Here is an 18,252-nt window from a genome sequence, read left to right on the forward strand (position 1 = left end):
GAACAAGCCCTAAAGGGCAGTCATCCAAACAGAGCTTTAAAACTAATATTAGTCTTAACAACACAAAACCGTACTCTGTCTCATCAACAGATTACCAGGAGGAAACATATGAAGAAGCCTGTAAAAAACTGGCTGCTTGCTTCGACTGTAGCGACTTTACTTGCTGCACCAACTGTCTCTACCGCTAACAGCGATGTTGAAAAACTGACACAAGACCCAGCCAACTGGGCTACATGGGGCGGCGACTACGCCGGCACACGTTACAGCAAGCTGTCGCAAATCAACGCTCAAAACGTTAAAAACCTGCAACCAGCCTGGTCTTTTTCTACAGGTGTTTTGCGCGGTCATGAAGGCGGCCCTTTGGTTGTTAACGGCGTCATGTTCATCCACACCCCGTTCCCAAACACCGTTTACGCGATCGACCAAAAAACTAAAGCAGTCATCTGGGAATTTACCCCAACCATGGACGCTGACGTCACCATCCCAGTAATGTGCTGCGATACCGTTAACCGCGGTTTGGCTTACGGCGACGGCAAAATCTTCCTGCAACAATCAGACACCGTACTGACTGCGCTGGATGCCAAAACCGGTAAGCGCGTATGGAGCGTACAAAACGGCGACCCTAAATTGGGTATGACCAACACCAACGCACCATTGGTTGTTAAAGATAAAGTCATTACCGGCATTTCCGGTGGTGAGTTTGGCGTACGCGGCTTCTTGGCTGCTTACAACATCCGCACCGGCCAGCTGGAATGGAAAGGCTACAGTATGGGTCCGGATAAAGACACCCTGTTGAAACCAGGCAAATCCACCACTTGGCAAGACGGCAAAGTCACCCCTGTTGGCGCTGACTCTGGCACCAGCACCTGGAAAGGCGACCAATGGAAAATCGGCGGCGGCACTACCTGGGGCTGGTATTCTTACGATCCTAAACTGAACTTGGTTTACTACGGTTCAGGCAACCCATCGACCTGGAACCCTGTACAACGTCCAGGCGACAACAAATGGTCCATGTCTTTGTGGGCGCGTGACGCCGACACCGGTGAAGTTAAATGGGTTTACCAAATGACTCCACACGATGAATGGGACTATGACGGTATCAACGAAACCGTTCTGGTTGACCAAGAAGTCAAAGGCAAAATGCACAAAACCATCGTGCATTTCGACCGTAATGGCTTCGGTTATACCCTGGACCGCGAAACCGGCGAATTGTTGGTTGCTGAGAAATTCGACAAATCCGTCAACTGGGCGTCTCACGTCGATCTGAAATCAGGCCGTCCTGAAGTAGTGCCAGAGTTTTCTACCGAGCACAACGGTGAAGACGTCAACACTGTAGGTACTTGCCCTGCAGCGTTGGGTTCTAAAAACCAACAACCTGTTTCTTACTCTCCACAAACCGGCCTGTTCTACATTTCAGGCAACCATTTGTGCATGGAGTATGAACCCTTTGAAGTTTCATACACCGCGGGTCAACCTTATGTAGGTGCCACGCTGTCGATGATGCCTGCCGGCGCTGACGTGCTGACTGGTAAAAAAGACGGCACCACCAACTTGGGTCAGTTCACTGCGTATGACGCTAAAACCGGCAAAATCGCTTGGTCCAACAAAGAGCAATTCTCTGTATGGTCAGGTTCGGTTGCTACCGCTGGCGGCGTCGTATTCTACGGCACCCTGGAAGGCTACCTGAAAGCAGTTGATGCTAAAACCGGTAAAGAATTGTACAAATTCAAAACTCCGTCCGGCATCATCGGTAACGTCAATACTTGGGAATTTGAAGGCAAACAATACGTTGGCGTTCTGTCAGGTATCGGCGGTTGGGCTGGTATCGGTATCGCTGCCGGTATCGACGACGGTACTTCTGCATCCAGCTCAGAAGGTTTGGGCGCGGTGGGTGCATACAGAAGCTTGAGCTCTTACACCAAATTGGGTGGTACACTGACTGTGTTCGCTCTGCCTAACTAAGATCTAACCCGTTAGATTTCAGTAAAGCAAGCCTTGGCCGAGTAATCGGCCAAGGCTTTTTTACGTATAGACCCCAGCTAAAAGGAAACTGCGATGAAAATGTTCTCACCCGCCTCAAAATTAATAATGACGGCGACCTTGGCTGTATCAGCGATTTCTGTGAACGCCCAAGACAAATTCAGGGTTTGCGCCGACCCGTTAAACCCGCCCTATTCGACCAAAGAACAAACCGGCTACGAAAACAAAATCGCCGCCCTATTTGCCGAACAGTTAGGACAGGAACTGGAATATACCTGGCTACCGGAAAGAATCGGCTTTATCCGCAACACATTGAAAGCCGAGAACGATAACGGCGAAGGTTTTAAATGCGATGTAGTGATGGGCGTGCCAGCCGGCTACGATCTTACCGATACCAGCAAACCCTACTTCCACTCGACTTATGTGCTGCTGATTGCCAAAGGCCGCGGCTGGGACGATATTAAAGACAGCGCACAACTAGCCAATCTCCCATTGGCCAGGCAGGAAAAGCTGAAAATAGCAATGTTCGACCGCGGCCCAGGCACAGAATGGCTGCAAAAAAACGGCTTGCTGGAGCAAGGGATTCCCTACCAAAGCATGACCGGAGACAGCGAACACAACACCGCTATGCAAATCGAAAAAGACTTACGTGCCAAAAAAATAGATATGGTGATACTTTGGGGACCTATGGCGGGATATGTGCAATCGCAAGCCCCAAAAGGCAGTTATATTGCTATACCTATGCAATCTTCACCGGGCTTAAAGTTTGATTTTTCAATAGCCATGGGCCTGCGTCAAGGCGACAACAAACGTAAGCAACAACTGAATGATTTGATCGACAAAAACCTGGATAAAATCCAGGCCATCATCGCAAGTTACGACATTGCCGTATTGCCGATCCCGGCAGACACCGGCAAAAAAGACGACGATTGAAATGCCATTTAAGAGCTAACGTCCAAACAATCTAACCAGATGCGCAAAATGTCCGGCTTTATCATCGGTTAATTGCGACCAATCGAACCGCCAGCGCCAATTTCCTTCGGTTGTGCCTGGCGTGTTCATTCTGTCGGGTGATCCCAACTTCAGAATATCCTGCATCGGTATCACCGCCAGATTGGCAACCGAGCCTAACGCGGCATGAATCAAGGCACTGGGCATGGGCAGGCTAGACCAGCCAAGATAATCGTATATACGCTGTTTCTCGCCGTCATTAAGCCCTTCGAACCAGCCCAGCGTGGTATCGTTATCGTGGGTACCGGTGTAAACCACGCTATTTTTCTGATAATTGCAGGGCAAATAAGGATTGCGACTATCGTCGCCGAAAGCAAACTGCAAAATTTTCATGCCCGGCAAATCGAAATCGTCGCGCAAAGCTTCTACGTCTTCGGTAATAATCCCAAGATCTTCTGCCACCAAGGATAGCGAGGCAAATTGCTCCTGAATAGCCGCCAGCAATTCCGCACCCGGCGCTTTAACCCAACGCCCGTTGATAGCGGTATGCTCGCTGGCCGGAATCTCCCATGCCGCCTCTAAGCCGCGAAAATGATCGATTCGCAAAATATCGAACATTTCGTACTGGGATTTGATTCTATCTAACCACCATTTAAAATCGGTTTTCTGCAAATATTTCCAGTCATAGTGCGGGTTCCCCCAACGCTGACCGTTCTCAGAGAAATAATCGGGCGGCACGCCGGCCACGACATCCATTTCGCCCAAATCGTTAAGTTTGAAGACCGCCCGGTTCGCCCAAACATCGGCACTGTCGTACGATACAAAGATCGGAATATCGCCAAACATCAGTACGCCATGTTTGGCGGCGTAATCTTTCAACTCGTGCCATTGCCGGAAAAACACATACTGCTCGAATTTGATCGTTTCGATCACAGCCTTCAGTAACTGCTTTGATTCATTCAGTGCGCCCGGCTCGCGTTGCTTCAGTGCGTCCGGCCATTGATTCCAGCTTTTATGTCCAAACACATTACGTAAGGCGATAAACAAGGCAAAGTCGTCCAGCCAATCGGCTTTTTCCACGCAGAACTGCTTAAAATCGTGCTGCTGCTCGGCATCAGCCAAGCTTTGAAAACCATAGAACGCTTTCGTTACCAAACAACTTTTGGTGTATTCGGCGTTGGTATGGCAATCGCCGCAACGGTCGGTAGTTTGCAGCCAACCCTTATCGGCTAGCCATTGAATGTTAATCAGGGCAGGATTGCCGGCATGTGCCGACAAGCACTGGTAAGGTGAACCGTCGCCATGCGTCATGCCCAGCGGCAAGGTCTGCCAGACGGTAGCACCTATATCGTGCAGAAAATTAACAAAATTGAAGGCTTCCTTACCCAAATCACCACACTCTCCACGGCCCGGGAGCGATGTTATATGTAACAAAACACCTGCGCGGCGTTTATCCAAGAGAGCACCCATGTTGTTTGTTCCATTTTATTATATTTGAATACCGCGCCGCATTGCGCCGCCCATCGCTGGACTGCCGCAGCCTTGTGTAAACGACAAGGCCAGATAGGGCGGCGGCTCTTCGCCCAGTAAACGATATAGATTGCTCAAATTAAGCCGATATTGTTTTTCAAAATCGCTGACCGCTTCGCCGGGATTATAATCACCGAACCACCAAAACCAATCCGACCCCTCGCAGACGCCCAATTGCACCTGTGCGGCAGCCAATTGTTGCTCGGAGAGTTTGCCGTTGGCGACCGCTTTGTCGAAAGCGTTTTTGACATCAGCCAACATCTCCCAGCCGCAGTTCTTATCGGCATCGCCGATCCAAGTCGAAAACGTACCATACACCCAACTACCGGCCACCAATTTCGGCAAGGACCCAGACTGGGGAGCGGCACTATCCAGATAGTCAGAAAAAGTGGTTAATTCGATACGCGGATGTTCGCTAAGCCGCTTATACAGCGCACTAAGAAAATGATACCCGTTATCCGGAAAATATTCCCAGGCATTTTCGCCATCCATGATTATCGAAACCAGGGGCGTCTGTGGCTCATAATCGGCGATATTTTCCAAGTGCTGAATCAGATCAGCCACCGCATCATCAGCATGCCATTTTGAATATTCAAATCCGATTAAATCCGACAAGCCGTCGTCCCGAAAAAAACAGGCGATCTCCGCAGAACCCAGCTTAAAGGGGCGATGCACAGTAACTGCTTCGCCAAGCGCGCTGGCGCGTATGCTGTTATGCAAGACATTACCGCCACTGGCGGCCCATTTGAAACCAAAATCAGCTAACACTTCCAGGGTCCGCTGACTGATACTGCCTTCAGACGGCCAGCACCCTTGCGGTTCGAAACCGAAAAAATGCCGAAAGGTCGCTAAGCCTTTTTGCAAATGCCAACGCACGCGCTCTTCACCACCGGGGTAATGACTAATACCCGGCAAGGTTACGCCAGGCATTGCCTCGCGGGCACTGTCTATCTCGAGCATCAACGGCATGATGGGGTGCGCATAAGGCGTCACCGACAGTTCGATGCGGCCTTTTCTAGCCAAAGCCTTATAGCGGTAGATAACTTTCGACAACAGATCGCGAATAATTTCAACAATCTCGATCCTGTCATGCAGACTAAAGCCGCTGCCTTTTTCGATTAAGCGTTTGACGCGGTTATCTTTGAGTTTGACCGTCTCGCCCATCCAGACCAAGTGATACCAGACCAAAATGTCGGAAATAAATTGCGCATTCAGGTAATTGACCGAGTCCTGGTGAGCTTCAATCCAGTCTGCCATATTGGTTAGCTTACGAAAAGCCGGATAGCGTTCGATCTGCCGCTCCCGGTTGGCTTTTCGGCAATCGCGTAACAACTTTAAGCGCTTTTCCGGATCGGCGGAAACCGAAGGTTCGACCAAAGCAGCCAACAGAGGGTCCTTGATGGCAATTCTATCGTGCAAATAGCCGTTGACTTGGTTGGAATAATCTTCGATCTGCTCCAATAGGATAGGAGCAAAATTCACCACCGCTTTAGCCCCCGGCACGGCTTCCAGATGCGCGACCATATCCACATAATCCTTGATCACATGCAGATAGGTCCACGGCAACTTGAATTCGCCGCTCTGCATGTCTCGGTACTCAGGCTGGTGCATGTGCCAGCAGAGCACCAGCTTAAGCTTTTTATCGGACATAATTCCGTCTTTGTCCCAGCATATCGGATGTCACCAACACCACGCCGCCCTCGCTGACATGAAAACGTTTTTCGTCTTCCGCCCGGTCCTCGCCGATCACGGTACCTTCCGGTATTTGACAACCCTTTTCGATGATGGCTTTGGTAATCCGGCAATGTCTACCGACATTCACTTCGGGCAAAATCACTGAATCCTGCACCGAGCTGTAGGAGTTAACACGCACCATAGAGAACAGTAAGGAATGGCGCACCGTGGCGCCGGAAATCACGCAACCGCCGGAGACCATAGAGTCGATCGCCTGGCCGCGTCTATCGTCATCGTCAAACACAAATTTAGCCGGTGGCGTTTGCGCTTGATAGGTCCAGATCGGCCAAGTATTGTCGTACAAATTCATATCGGGTTTGACACCGACCAATTCCATATTGGCCGCCCAATAGGCATCGATGGTTCCCACATCGCGCCAATAGCTTTGCTGGCCGCTTTGTAAATCGAGGAACGGATAGGCGTTGACCCGATATTTTTCGATCACTGACGGAATGATGTCCTTACCAAAATCACGGCTGGAGCCTTTGGTATCGGCATCTTTGATCAGTTGTTCGAACAAGAAACCGGCATTGAAAATATAAATACCCATGGAAGCCAACGCCGTGTTTTCCCGGCCGGGCATCACCGGCGGATTTTCGGGCTTTTCCACAAACGCCTTCACCCGGCGATTTTCATCGACGTGCATTACACCAAACGCCTTAGCGTCTTCCAGTGAGACTTCTATACAACCGATCGTCAGATCGGCCTTATTGGCAACGTGATCGGCCAGCATCACCGAATAGTCCATCTTGTAAATATGATCACCAGCCAATACCAATACAAACTCAGGATTACGGGCCCGCAAGATGTCGATGTTCTGATATATCGCATCGGCGGTGCCTTGGTACCAGGAATGTTCGTCATGCCGTTGTTGCGCCGGCATCAAGTCGACATATTCACCAAACTCGCCGCGCAAAAAACCCCAACCCTGCTGGATGTGGCGAATTAGCGAATCAGCTTTATACTGGGTAAGGATACCGATCTTGCGAATGTCGGAGTTAATACAGTTGGATAGAGGAAAGTCGATGATACGGAATTTACCGCCAAACGGCACCGCCGGCTTGGCCCGCCAGTCGGTCATATCCTTCAGCCGCGATCCGCGTCCGCCAGCCAGAATTAACGCAATGGTGTTGCGGGTTAAATCATTGACCCGTCTCTCCGTTTGATGTGTATCGACGACTGACATGTGTATCCTCTTTCAATTAAATAAGCTTTACCGCCCAAAACCGACTGCAACCGACATTTCACAGATTTCTCTACCTGCCACTTGCCGCGTAGAGCCATTATCGTTACTCTTCACGGAAAAGTAAAAACTCAAGCGATTTGATGCTGAAAAGTCGGTCATTACCAAAATTGCTATTCCTGCCAACCGATAACTAACTATAACTGAGGCATTGCAAAATGAACAAGCCAAGCAAAACCAACACGCTTGATTCAGAACTAATCAAACTCACCGAAGCAAAGCATCACGATCCTTTCGCCCTGCTAGGCCGTCATGGTCAAGGCCGCGATAACGTCATCAGAGTGTATTTGCCCTACGCGGAAACCGTAAGAATCAACAGTCCCAAAGGCCCAGAATTCTCTCGTATTCCCGACACCGATTTTTTCGAATACCATCCGGGCAACGAAGCCATCCCCGAGCATTACCCATTATTTTGGACGGACAAGGACGGCTACGACCATCAACACTACGACCCATACTGCTTCGGCCCGGTGCTGCCGGAATTCGACCAACATTTGTTTGCCGAGGGTCGGCATTGGCATATTTACAAAAAGCTTGGCTCGCATCTGCACAGCGTTGCCGATATTCCCGGCGTACATTTTGCGGTTTGGGCGCCGAACGCACAGCGGGTCAGCGTGATCGGCGACTTCAATCGCTGGGACGGCCGCTGCCATCCGATGCGCAGCTTGGGCAGTAGCGGTATCTGGGAAATTTTCATTCCCGGCCTGTCTGCCGGCTGCTTGTACAAGTTTGAAATTCTGAATCGCCATACCGGCCAACTGCTAGTCAAAACCGACCCTTACGGCCAGCAATTCGAATTCCGTCCGCAAACCGCTGCGATTGTCACAGTAGAAGACAGCTATACCTGGCAAGACGGCAGCTGGATGGACCACCGTCCGCAGCACGACTGGCTGCATCAGCCGATGTCGATTTACGAGGTACACTTGGGCTCCTGGCGGCGCGACCATCGCGGCAATTTCCTGAATTATCGCGAGCTTGCCGAGCAGTTGGTGGATTACGTCAAGGAACTGGGGTTTACTCATATCGAGTTATTGCCGGTCACCGAACACCCTCTGGACATTTCCTGGGGTTATCAAACCACCGGTTATTTTGCGCCGACCAGCCGCCACGGCACGCCGGACGATTTCCGTTATTTTGTCGACCACTGCCATCAAAACGGCATCGGCGTAATTTTGGATTGGGTGCCCGCCCACTTTCCAAAAGACAACTTCGCTCTGGGCCGCTTCGACGGCACGCCGCTTTACGAACACGAAGACCCACGTAAAGGCGAGCACCGCGACTGGGGCACCTTGATTTACAACTACAGCCGCAACGAAGTGAAAAACTTCCTGCTGTCCAGCGCCTTCTTCTGGCTGGAGGAATTCCACCTCGACGGCCTGCGGGTCGATGCGGTGGCGTCGATGCTGTATCTGGACTACTCGCGCGACGCCAACGACTGGATTCCGAACATGTACGGCGGTAACGAAAACCTGGAAGCCATCGACTTCCTGCGTCAAATGAATACCGTCACCCACGAGCAGCATCCCGGCACGGTGATCATGGCCGAGGAATCGACCTCGTGGCCGCAAGTGACTCGGCCCACCTGGACCGGTGGCTTGGGCTTCTCGATGAAGTGGAACATGGGCTGGATGCACGACATTCTGCATTACATGCAGGAACAACCGATCCACCGCTCATACCATCATGATTCGCTGACTTTCGGCCTGCTTTACGCATTCACAGAAAACTTTGTGCTGCCGTTCTCGCACGACGAAGTGGTGCACGGCAAAGGCTCGATGTTGAATAAGATGCCGGGCGATGAATGGCAACGCTTTGCCAATTTGCGTCTACTGTACACGATGATGTTTACTTATCCGGGCAAAAAATTGTTGTTCATGGGTTGCGAATTCGGCCAAGGCACCGAGTGGAGTTGCAACCGTACGCTTGATTGGTACGTATTGGACTATCCGCATCACAAAGGCCTGCAAACCCTGGTTAAAGACTTGAATAAACTCTATTCCAGCCATACCGCCCTGCACCGTTACGACTTCGACCATCACGGATTTGAATGGATCGATTGCCACGACTATCAACAATCTATCATTAGTTATCGCCGCAAATCGGCGCATGAAGATTTGATCGTGATCCTGAACTTCACCCCGGTCCCGCGCGAAAGTTACCGGATCGGCGTACCTAATCCCGGCACCTATTACGAGATTTTCAATTCCGATTCTCAATATTACGACGGCAGCAACCTTGGCAATGGCTCGGTGTTGTCAGAACCGCAACCCTGGATGAACCAAGACCACTCCATTTCCGTCACCTTGCCGCCCCTGGCCGGTATTATTTTGAAAATGTAGTTTTAGCGCCATGAAAAAAATTCTGTTCGCGAGCAGCGAAACCCACCCCTTGATCAAGACCGGCGGCCTGGCGGATGTCGCCGGCAGCCTGCCTCTGGCCCTGGCCGCGTTGGGCCAGGACGTGCGCATCATCATGCCCAATTACCAGGGCATCAAGAACTGCGAACCCGGCCGTTACCTATGCACGGTGCGAGTCAACAATTGCGACGTTAACCTACTGGAAACCCGCTTGCCGGACAGTGATGTCATCGTCTGGCTGGTGGATTATCCGCCGTTCTTTAATTTTCCGGGTAACCCATACCTTGATGAAGCCGGACGCCCCTGGCCGAACATTGGTGAGCGCTTTGCGCTGTTTTGCCGCATCATCGTCGAAGTGGCCACCAACCGGGCTTATTTAGACTGGCACGCCGACATTGTGCATTGCAACGATTGGCAAACCGGATTGGTACCGGCACTGCTGTCATTGGAACCCAACCCGCCGGCGACGATTTTTACCATTCACAATATGGCCTACCAAGGACTGTTTCCCGGCAGCACCTACGCCCAGTTAAATCTGCCAGGACAATTACTCCACCCGGACGGTCTGGAATTCCACGGCATGCTGTCCTTTATCAAGGGCGGGTTGAGCTATTCCGACCGTATTACCACGGTGAGCCCCACTTATGCCCAGGAAATCCAGACCCCTGAATTCGGTTACGGCTTGGAAGGCTTGTTGGCGCATAAACAAAGCCAGTTACGCGGCATTCTGAACGGCATTGATGTGTCGGTCTGGAATCCGGCGAACGACGCCTATATCGCAAAGCCTTTCAGCGTCGATACCCTAAAAGACAAGCAAATCAATAAAGCGGCACTCCAACAACAACTGGGCTTGCCGGTGGAATCGGAAACGCCCTTGTTTGGTTTGATTGGCCGCTTGGTCGAACAAAAAGGTATCGATCTGGTACTAAGCTGTTTACAAGAGATGACCACCCTACCCTTGCAATTTGCCTTACTGGGCAGCGGCGATAAAAGCATCGAATACCGCCTGCAGGAATTTGCCCGCTTATATCCGGAAAAAGTATCCATCACCATTGGCTACGACGAACGCTTGGCGCATCAAATCGAAGCCGGCGCCGACATCTTCCTGATGCCTTCGCGCTTCGAACCTTGCGGCTTAAACCAAATGTATAGCCAATGCTATGGCACGATACCTATCGTCAGAAAGACCGGCGGCTTGGCAGACACGGTAGTCGACGCACTTCCGGAAAGTATTGCCAACGGCACCGCCAGCGGCATCTCGTTCAACGATGCGTCGGCGGCCGCGCTGATAGAAGCCATCAAACGCAGCCTGGTGTTATTCCACAATCGACCAGTCTGGAAGAAAATTCAACGTAACGCGATGCTCAAGGATTTCTCCTGGCAAAACAGTGCGAATCAATATCTCGCGCTTTACAATGAAATTTAAACCCTGCTTGGCCGGCTTGATGTTGATAGCCGGCCAAGCACTTGCCGACGAATCGGTGATAGAAGTGATCCCCCTGATGAACCGTCCGGCCTCCGACGTACGCGCTTTACTGGCACCGCTGCTGGATGCCGATGATCGCGTCATCGAGAACGGTGCCAGTCTGATCGTTAAAACCAATCCCGCCAAACTCGGCGAAATCCGGGCCGTCATTCAAAAACTCGACGCCCGGCTCAGCAATTTAGTCATCAGCGTCTTGCAAACCAGTAGCAAAACCGCAGCCGAATTGAACGCAGAAGCGGCCATTGCCGCCACGCCGAATAGGATTCAGATGCACGGCATGATGGGCAACAGCGAAGACTTGCGAAACCGGCAACAACACCAACAATTACGCACCCTGGAAGGCCAGGCGGCCCATATCAAAACCGGACAGGTCCGGCCGGTGCAAAATTACAGCGTATACGACTCGGGCTATGGTTACGGCTCCGCGGTGAGCAGCAATACCCAGATGATTGAAGCCAGTACCGGCTTCGCTGTTACGCCGCGCTTGGCCGGCAACCAGGTCACTCTCGATATAGAACCGTGGTCGGATAGCTTTCAGCGCAACGGCCACATCGAAACCCAATCCGCTCACACCACTTTACGCGCCAATCTCGGCGAATGGGTGGAAATTGCCGGCAACACCGACACTGAACAATCCGACAATCACGGCTTCAACAGTTTCAACCACAGCACCCGGCAAAATGCTTTACGCATTCTGATCAAAGTCGATCAAGCCGATTAATCCGGACCCGCCCTAAACGACAATCCGACCAGATAGCCTCATGGCATTATTTTCGGAATCTGTGCGCGGCAACATAATATCAATATCGACATTGGCGGAAAGCGCATACTTATTGGTTATGATGGCCCGACAAATTCATGCCGATAGCCTTATGAGCATTACTGCCAAATGTTCCGCCACCGTTCTGACATATTTTCTTACGATTATATGTCTGGCAACATCCGGATGGGTATCCGCCCAGGAAACACTGCGGGTGCTCAGTTGGGACGGTTACGCCGATAGTGAAGTGGTTTCGGCATTCCAGCAGCGGTTCGACGTGGCGATAGAGTTAACCCTGGTAACGTCCGACGACGACCTTTGGCAGAAAATCAATGGTGGCAACTATGACGTATTTGCTGTCAATACTGCGGAATTGCAGCGTTATATCGATCAAGGCCTGAGCAGGCCGATCAGCATGACAAATATTCCCAACCATGCCCGGCAGTTGCCGCGTTTCCAAAACTTGCAAGCCATCCCCGGCCTGGTTCGCGGGAACGACACGTATGCTGTCCCTTACACCTACTCGGAAATGGGGCTGATCTATAACCGCAAACTCATTAACACTCCCCCCCAATCCATGTCGGCTATGTGGGACCCAGCCTATCGGGACCGAGTATTGGCTTTTAACGCCAGTAATCACAATTTCTCCATAGTCGGCTTATTAAGGGGCGTATCCAATCCGTTCCGGATGACAGATCCCGAGCTAAAACAGGCCGCTCGCGAATTGGCCAAGTTACGCCGTAATGTGCTGACCTTTTACGCGACCGCGGAGGAAGCGACCAGGCTTTTTGTCAAATATGACATAGCCTTGATTTTCGGTAATTACGGCACCCAGCAACTGAAAGCTCTGCGCGAAGCAGGTGCAGACATTGGTTATGTGATTCCCCGCGAAGGTGCGTTGGCCTGGCTGGATTGCTGGGCCATCACCCAAAATAGCCGGAACCCCGAGTTGGCAGAAAAATGGATTAATTACACCTTGGAAAAATCGGTCAGCGAACGACTCACCCAGCAACACGGCTTGGCAAACACCATTACAGCGCCGGAGAACGACAACACCCAAAACCAACCCATTATTTGGCTGGAACCGATACTCGATCCGCTGGCGCGCAAAACGCTATGGGATAGAATCATTTCCGGTGAAGCACCCGAGGCATTTTAAGTGCGCTCCAGCATAGGCATAAAACTGGGTTTCTGGCTGGCATTGCTGGGCACGCTATCGACAGGCCTGACCGGTTATTATGTCTACGACCGCAGCCGGGCCATGCTGGTGGGAATCGCCAAGGATAAACTGCTCAACGACACCCAAGCCGTGGGAAACCGATTTGCCGATGCGTTGGCAGCTACCGCCAGCAGCGTCAAGTTTCTAAGCAATTTGCCGGTCAGCGCCGACATTGTCTCGGCAACACCTGACGCAAAGTTGGGCATACGTAAAAATCAATTGGCAGAGATTTTTGTCAGCTTGCTGAATGCCCATCCCGAATACAGTCAAATCCGTTTGATCGACACGCAGCATTACGGCAAGGAATTAGTCAGAGTCGATAGAGATCAAGACAACCTCAAAGTGATTGCCGACGCGCAGTTACAAGAGAAAAACCATTTTCCTTACGTATTCGAAACCGTGCCGCTGGCTGCGGAGCAATATTACGTTTCGGAAATCAATTTAAATCAGGAATTAGGCACGCACCTGGGATTCGGCAAACCCACACTGCGGATAGCGATGCCGATCAAGTCGGCCAACGCCACCATCGCAGTGATCGTCATCAATGTCGATTTACAAGGGCTATTCGAGCAAGTACGCGGCAATATTCCCGACGATATTGAATTGCTGCTCAGCAACGACAGAGGGGACTATTTAATTCACCCCGACGCGGCAAAAACCTTTGGATTTGAGAGCGGCCGCAGTTTCCTGATTCAGGAAGACATCCCGAACGTAAAAGCGATTCTGGCTGGCAAACAAGCGCATTCGGTATTCGCGACCAGCGATACGCAAAGTTTGGCCGCTTCTTCACTCGCCGCTTTCGTAAAACTGCCGTTGGGCTCGGAAAGCAGCGGACGCTTCGCCATGCTGGGTTTATATACGCCGCTGAAAAACGTTTTGCAGGAAAGTAAAGCTCTGGGAGTGAGCGTTATCGAAATAACCTTGTTGTTCAGCCTGCTGGCAAGTGCAATTTCGCTAATGTTGGCGCGCGTCCTGGCAAAACCGCTCAATTCGATGACCACCGCCATCGGTCAATTCAAGCTGGGCACGCCGCTGACCGGGTTACCGACACATCGTAACGACGAAATCGGCTATCTGGCGAATAGTTTCATGTCGATGACCGAACAATTAAACTCGCAAATAGCCGAGTTACATGCCTCCGAAGCTAAGTTGCATGCCATTCTCGACAACGCCCCCGTCGGCATTTGGTTGGCCGACCTTGATACGCGCTTTTTGTTTGTGAACCATACTTTTTGCGATGCCCTTGGCCTGCCGGAAACCCGTTTAATTGCCAACGAACCATTGGCCGAGTTGTTCGGCGCGGAGATCGCAGCCCGTTTTTTAAGTGCCGATCAAGCGTGTTTAGCGCAAGCAAATCAAGCACATCAGTCCCTCGAGCAAATAAAATTTGCCGATGGCAAACGGCACACCATACAAATAACCCGCACGCCATTGCAAGACATCAACAAAGAAACGGTCGGTATCATCGGCATAGCCATGGATATTACTGACCGCCAACAAGCGGCCAATCGTGAGCGCGCCCATAACCATGTGCTGGAATTAGTATCCAAAGGCGCGGCACTGCCGGAGATCCTGCAAGCGGTGGTATTGGGTGTAGAGGCCCAAAATCCTAACTTAATTTGTTCGATATTGCTATTAAATAACGAAGGTAATCGCTTGTTCATAGGCTCTGCACCGCATCTACCCGACTTCTACAATTCTGCTGTAGACGGCCTTTACGTAGGCCCCGGTGTCGGCTCATGCGGTACGGCTGCGTATTTCGGCCAGCGAGTGATTGTCGAAGATATTCAAAACCATACTTATTGGGCGCCGTTTACCGAGCTTGCGGCTAGGGCTGGTTTAGGGTCGTGCTGGTCTGAGCCGATACGTGGCGCGTCCGGCCAATTGTTGGGTACTTTTGGTATTTACCAGCGCCATCCCGCAGAGCCAGGAGCAGACGATATTCAGATGATTGAACAGGCCTCGCATTTGGCCGGCATTGCAATCGACCGCAGCCGCAGCAATGAAGAACTGCAATTGGCGTCCTTAGTCTATCAGAACAGCAGCGAAGCGATGGCCGTGACCGACGCACAAGGCATGATTATCAATGTCAATCCGGCTTTCACCGCTTTGACCGGCTACACATTGGACGAAGTCATCGGTAAAAACCATAACATTCTGAACTCGGCGCGGCAGGGCGAACAGTTTTATCAAGCCATGTGGCAAGCCATCAACAGTAGCGGTCACTGGAAAGGCGAAATTTGGAATCGTCGGAAGAACGGCGAGATATTTGCTGAGCAACTGACCATCAATACCATATTTAGCGCGGATGGCCTGCCGCAGCGGCGAGTTGCGTTATTTTCCGACATCACCCAAAAGAAGCAGTCCGAAGAACTGATCTGGACCCAAGCCAATTTCGATCCGCTCACCGGCCTGCCCAACCGCCGCATGTTTCATGACAGGCTGGATCAAGAAATCAAAAAGGCACATCGCAGCGGCTTGCAGGTCGCTTTGATATTGCTTGATCTGGACCGTTTCAAGGAAGTTAACGATACGCTGGGTCACGATATGGGCGATTTATTGTTAAAAGATGCCTCACAACGGCTGCTGCATTGCGTACGCGATTCCGATACTGTCGCCCGATTGGGCGGCGACGAATTCACAGTCATCCTCGGCGAACTTGATGATGCTGAGGATGCCGAACGGGTGGTCAAAAACATCCTGCAAAGACTCGCCGAACCTTTTCAGCTGAAAAGCAAAGTGGCCTACATCTCGGCCAGTATCGGCATCACCCTGTACCCGAAGGACGCCGAGAGAATCGATACCTTAATAAAAAACGCCGATCAGGCAATGTACGCAGCGAAACACCAGGGCCGTAATCGCTATTGTTATTTCACTCCGTCAATGCAGGAAGCCGCTCTAGCGCGCATGCTGATTGCCGACGATTTGCGCCATGCTTTGGAGGCCAACCAATTTGAAGTATATTACCAGCCGGTCGTGGATCTGGGATCCGGCGCCATCCATAAAGCCGAAGCGCTGATCCGCTGGCAACACCCGACACGGGGCATGGTCAGCCCCAGCGAATTTGTGCATATTGCCGAAGATATAGGCCTGATTGCCGAAATCGGTACTTGGGTATTTAAACAAGCGGCAGGACAGGTCAAACAATGGCGTGCCCGATACCATCCGGACTTTCAGATCAGCGTCAACAAGTCGCCGATGCAGTTTTACGACGACCAGTCCCACGGCACTTGGCTGGAATACTTGCAAACACTTGAGCTGCCGGGACAAAGCATCGTCGCGGAAATTACCGAGGGCTTGCTGCTGGACGCCAGTAATGTGGTGAAAGATCAATTACTGGCTTTTCGAGACGCAGGGATACAAGTATCGCTGGACGATTTCGGCACCGGCTATTCGTCGCTGGCTTATCTGAAGAAATTCGATATCGATTATCTGAAAATCGATCAGTCTTTCGTCGGCAATTTGTCGCCGAATTCCAGCGACAAAATTCTCTGCGAAGCGATTATCGTCATGGCGCACAAGCTGGGGATGAAAGTCATCGCGGAAGGCATAGAAACCGAACAACAACGCCAGCTACTGCTGGAAGCGGAGTGCGACTATGGGCAGGGCTATTTATTCTCCAAAGCCCTGCCGGCCGATGCGTTCGAGGAACTACTAATGCTTAATGCCTCAGGCACCAGCGCGCAGAACACAGTTATTTGATCTTCAATTTCAGTAAATGCACTCGCCGATTGTCGGCCCGCAATACCTCGAAACAGAAATCGTCCAGCTCCACCTTCTCGCCTTTCTTCGGAAAATGTTCTAGACGCTGCACGATTAAACCGCCTAGCGTGTCGTATTCGTCGTCTTCCAATGCGGCGGAAAAATAATCGTTGAATTCTTCGATGGGTGTCAGCGCGCTGACGATAAATTCTTTCTCGCTACGCTGAGAAATAAATTCTTGTACTTCGTCGTCATCGTGTTCGTCTTCAATCTTGCCGACGATTTGCTCCAGGACGTCTTCAATCGTCACCAAGCCGGCGGCATTGCCGTATTCGTCGACGACGATGGCCATGTGGTTGCGCTCGGTGCGAAATTCTTTTAGTAACACATTTAAACGTTTGCTTTCCGGCACCACGTTGACCGGGCGCATGACATCCTCGACTTTCAGGGTTTTATCCTTTAAAGCATGAGCCAGTAAATCCTTGGCCAGCAAAACACCAACCACCTTGCTGCGGTCTTCTTCGATGACGGGAAAACGGGAATGAGCAAATTCGACCACTAAAGGAAAGATGGTTTCCAGTTCCGCTTCCCTAGGAACGACGACCATTTGTGAACGCGGAATCATGATGTCTCTGACCCGCATCTCCGCCACATGCATCACGCCTTCCATCATGGCCAGTGCGTCGGAGTCTAACAGATGTTTTTCTTGCGATTCTCTCAATATTTCCAGCAAGTCTTCCTGATCTTGCGGCTCCCCACTCAGAAAATGACCGATGCGCTCGATCAAACTCTTATGGGGTTGACTACTCGGGGGGTTACCATCGCTCATTGCTTTCCATCCTCCATATAAGGGTTTGCTATACCTAATTTGCTCAAAATCTCAATCTCTAATGCTTCCATTTGTTCGGCATCCTGATCCTCTATGTGGTCATACCCTAGCAAATGCAATACGCCGTGTATAGTGATATGCGCCCAATGGTGCTCGGGCAATTTATTTTGCTGCGCAGCTTCCAGCCCTATCAGCGGTGCACAAATCACCAAATCGCCCAGCAAGTCCATGTCCATGCCCGCCGGGGCTTCAAAGGGAAAGCTCAGGATGTTAGTCGGTCCGTTTTTATGCCGATACTGCTGATTCAGCTCTGCGCTTTCCACATCGTCGACCAAACGAATCACCAACTCGCAGTCCGCATCATCCTCAAAGCTTGCTAGCCCGGCGTCCACCCATTGCTGAAACTGCTCGAGTTCGGGATGAGGTGCCGAAGTAGCAATTTGCATGTCGATATAATTCAT

General features: G+C 51.3%; 12 protein-coding genes. 7 read left to right on the forward strand and 5 right to left on the reverse strand.

From position 1 onward, the window contains the following. Positions 1-108: 108 nt before the first annotated feature. Both QLH52_RS14835 and QLH52_RS14840 read left to right on the forward strand, forming a co-directional pair. Positions 109-1,962, forward strand: a complete 1,854-nt coding sequence (locus QLH52_RS14835) for a methanol/ethanol family PQQ-dependent dehydrogenase (RefSeq protein WP_033158350.1) — start codon at positions 109-111, stop codon at positions 1,960-1,962. Positions 1,963-2,055: 93 nt separating this feature from the next. Beyond that, entirely contained in the window at positions 2,056-2,913 is an 858-nt protein-coding gene (locus QLH52_RS14840) for a quinoprotein dehydrogenase-associated putative ABC transporter substrate-binding protein (protein ID WP_319962093.1), read from the forward strand. 15 nt (positions 2,914-2,928) lie between these two features. Here QLH52_RS14840 and malQ read toward each other — a convergent pair whose 3' ends face one another. Genes malQ through glgC form a run of 3 tightly spaced genes read right to left on the reverse strand, consistent with a single transcriptional unit; the run spans position 2,929 to position 7,381 of the window. Next, positions 2,929-4,401, reverse strand: a complete 1,473-nt coding sequence (gene malQ, locus QLH52_RS14845; RefSeq protein WP_033158348.1) for a 4-alpha-glucanotransferase — start codon at positions 4,399-4,401, stop codon at positions 2,929-2,931. 18 nt (positions 4,402-4,419) lie between these two features. Further along, positions 4,420-6,111, reverse strand: a complete 1,692-nt coding sequence (locus QLH52_RS14850) for a glycoside hydrolase family 57 protein (protein ID WP_033158347.1) — start codon at positions 6,109-6,111, stop codon at positions 4,420-4,422. Continuing rightward, positions 6,101-7,381 carry a glucose-1-phosphate adenylyltransferase gene (gene glgC / locus QLH52_RS14855; RefSeq protein WP_033158346.1) on the reverse strand — a complete coding sequence of 427 codons (1,281 nt, stop codon included), beginning with the start codon at positions 7,379-7,381 and terminating at the stop codon, positions 6,101-6,103. Before glgC ends, QLH52_RS14850 begins: the two co-directional genes overlap by 11 nt. Positions 7,382-7,596: 215 nt before the next feature. Here glgC and glgB point away from each other — a divergent pair, with 215 nt between their 5' ends. The 5 genes from glgB (at position 7,597) to QLH52_RS14880 (ending at position 16,962) form a co-directional block, all read left to right on the forward strand. After that, entirely contained in the window at positions 7,597-9,777 is a 2,181-nt protein-coding gene (glgB, locus tag QLH52_RS14860; RefSeq protein ID WP_033158345.1) for a 1,4-alpha-glucan branching protein GlgB, read from the forward strand. Positions 9,778-9,787: 10 nt separating this feature from the next. Next, positions 9,788-11,221 (forward strand): glycogen synthase GlgA, encoded by a 1,434-nt coding sequence (gene glgA / locus QLH52_RS14865; protein WP_033158344.1) that lies wholly within the window; start codon positions 9,788-9,790, stop codon positions 11,219-11,221. Continuing rightward, the gene (locus QLH52_RS14870; RefSeq protein WP_319962094.1) at positions 11,211-12,002 is read left to right on the forward strand and encodes a type II and III secretion system protein; all 792 of its coding nucleotides are present in this window, start codon (positions 11,211-11,213) and stop codon (positions 12,000-12,002) included. The genes glgA and QLH52_RS14870 overlap by 11 nt, the downstream gene beginning before the upstream one ends. A gap of 151 nt (positions 12,003-12,153) precedes the next feature. Next, complete coding sequence (locus QLH52_RS14875; protein ID WP_319962095.1) at positions 12,154-13,200, forward strand: extracellular solute-binding protein; 1,047 nt, start codon at positions 12,154-12,156, stop codon at positions 13,198-13,200. Then, a complete protein-coding gene (locus tag QLH52_RS14880; RefSeq protein WP_319962096.1) occupies positions 13,201-16,962 on the forward strand; it encodes an EAL domain-containing protein in 3,762 nt (1,253 codons plus the stop codon). Here the strand turns inward: QLH52_RS14880 and QLH52_RS14885 are convergent. Both QLH52_RS14885 and ybeY read right to left on the reverse strand, forming a co-directional pair. Next, a complete protein-coding gene (locus tag QLH52_RS14885; RefSeq protein WP_033158342.1) occupies positions 16,955-17,791 on the reverse strand; it encodes an HlyC/CorC family transporter in 837 nt (278 codons plus the stop codon). The genes QLH52_RS14880 and QLH52_RS14885 overlap by 8 nt on opposite strands. Beyond that, positions 17,788-18,252, reverse strand: a complete 465-nt coding sequence (gene ybeY / locus QLH52_RS14890) for an rRNA maturation RNase YbeY (protein ID WP_033158341.1) — start codon at positions 18,250-18,252, stop codon at positions 17,788-17,790. Before ybeY ends, QLH52_RS14885 begins: the two co-directional genes overlap by 4 nt.

Source organism: Methylomonas defluvii, from assembly GCF_033949435.1.
Taxonomy (GTDB): Bacteria; Pseudomonadota; Gammaproteobacteria; order Methylococcales; family Methylomonadaceae; genus Methylomonas; species Methylomonas defluvii.

Coding starts and splice junctions, on each gene's coding strand:
- QLH52_RS14850 (WP_033158347.1), bottom strand. CDS start 6,111: ATGTCCGATAAAAAGCTTAAGCTGGTGCTCTGCTGGCACATGCACCAG.
- QLH52_RS14870 (WP_319962094.1), top strand. CDS start 11,211: ATGAAATTTAAACCCTGCTTGGCCGGCTTGATGTTGATAGCCGGCCAA.
- glgA (WP_033158344.1), top strand. CDS start 9,788: ATGAAAAAAATTCTGTTCGCGAGCAGCGAAACCCACCCCTTGATCAAG.
- glgB (WP_033158345.1), top strand. CDS start 7,597: ATGAACAAGCCAAGCAAAACCAACACGCTTGATTCAGAACTAATCAAA.
- QLH52_RS14875 (WP_319962095.1), top strand. CDS start 12,154: ATGAGCATTACTGCCAAATGTTCCGCCACCGTTCTGACATATTTTCTT.
- glgC (WP_033158346.1), bottom strand. CDS start 7,381: ATGTCAGTCGTCGATACACATCAAACGGAGAGACGGGTCAATGATTTA.
- malQ (WP_033158348.1), bottom strand. CDS start 4,401: ATGGGTGCTCTCTTGGATAAACGCCGCGCAGGTGTTTTGTTACATATA.
- QLH52_RS14835 (WP_033158350.1), top strand. CDS start 109: ATGAAGAAGCCTGTAAAAAACTGGCTGCTTGCTTCGACTGTAGCGACT.
- ybeY (WP_033158341.1), bottom strand. CDS start 18,252: ATGAATTATATCGACATGCAAATTGCTACTTCGGCACCTCATCCCGAA.
- QLH52_RS14840 (WP_319962093.1), top strand. CDS start 2,056: ATGAAAATGTTCTCACCCGCCTCAAAATTAATAATGACGGCGACCTTG.
- QLH52_RS14885 (WP_033158342.1), bottom strand. CDS start 17,791: ATGAGCGATGGTAACCCCCCGAGTAGTCAACCCCATAAGAGTTTGATC.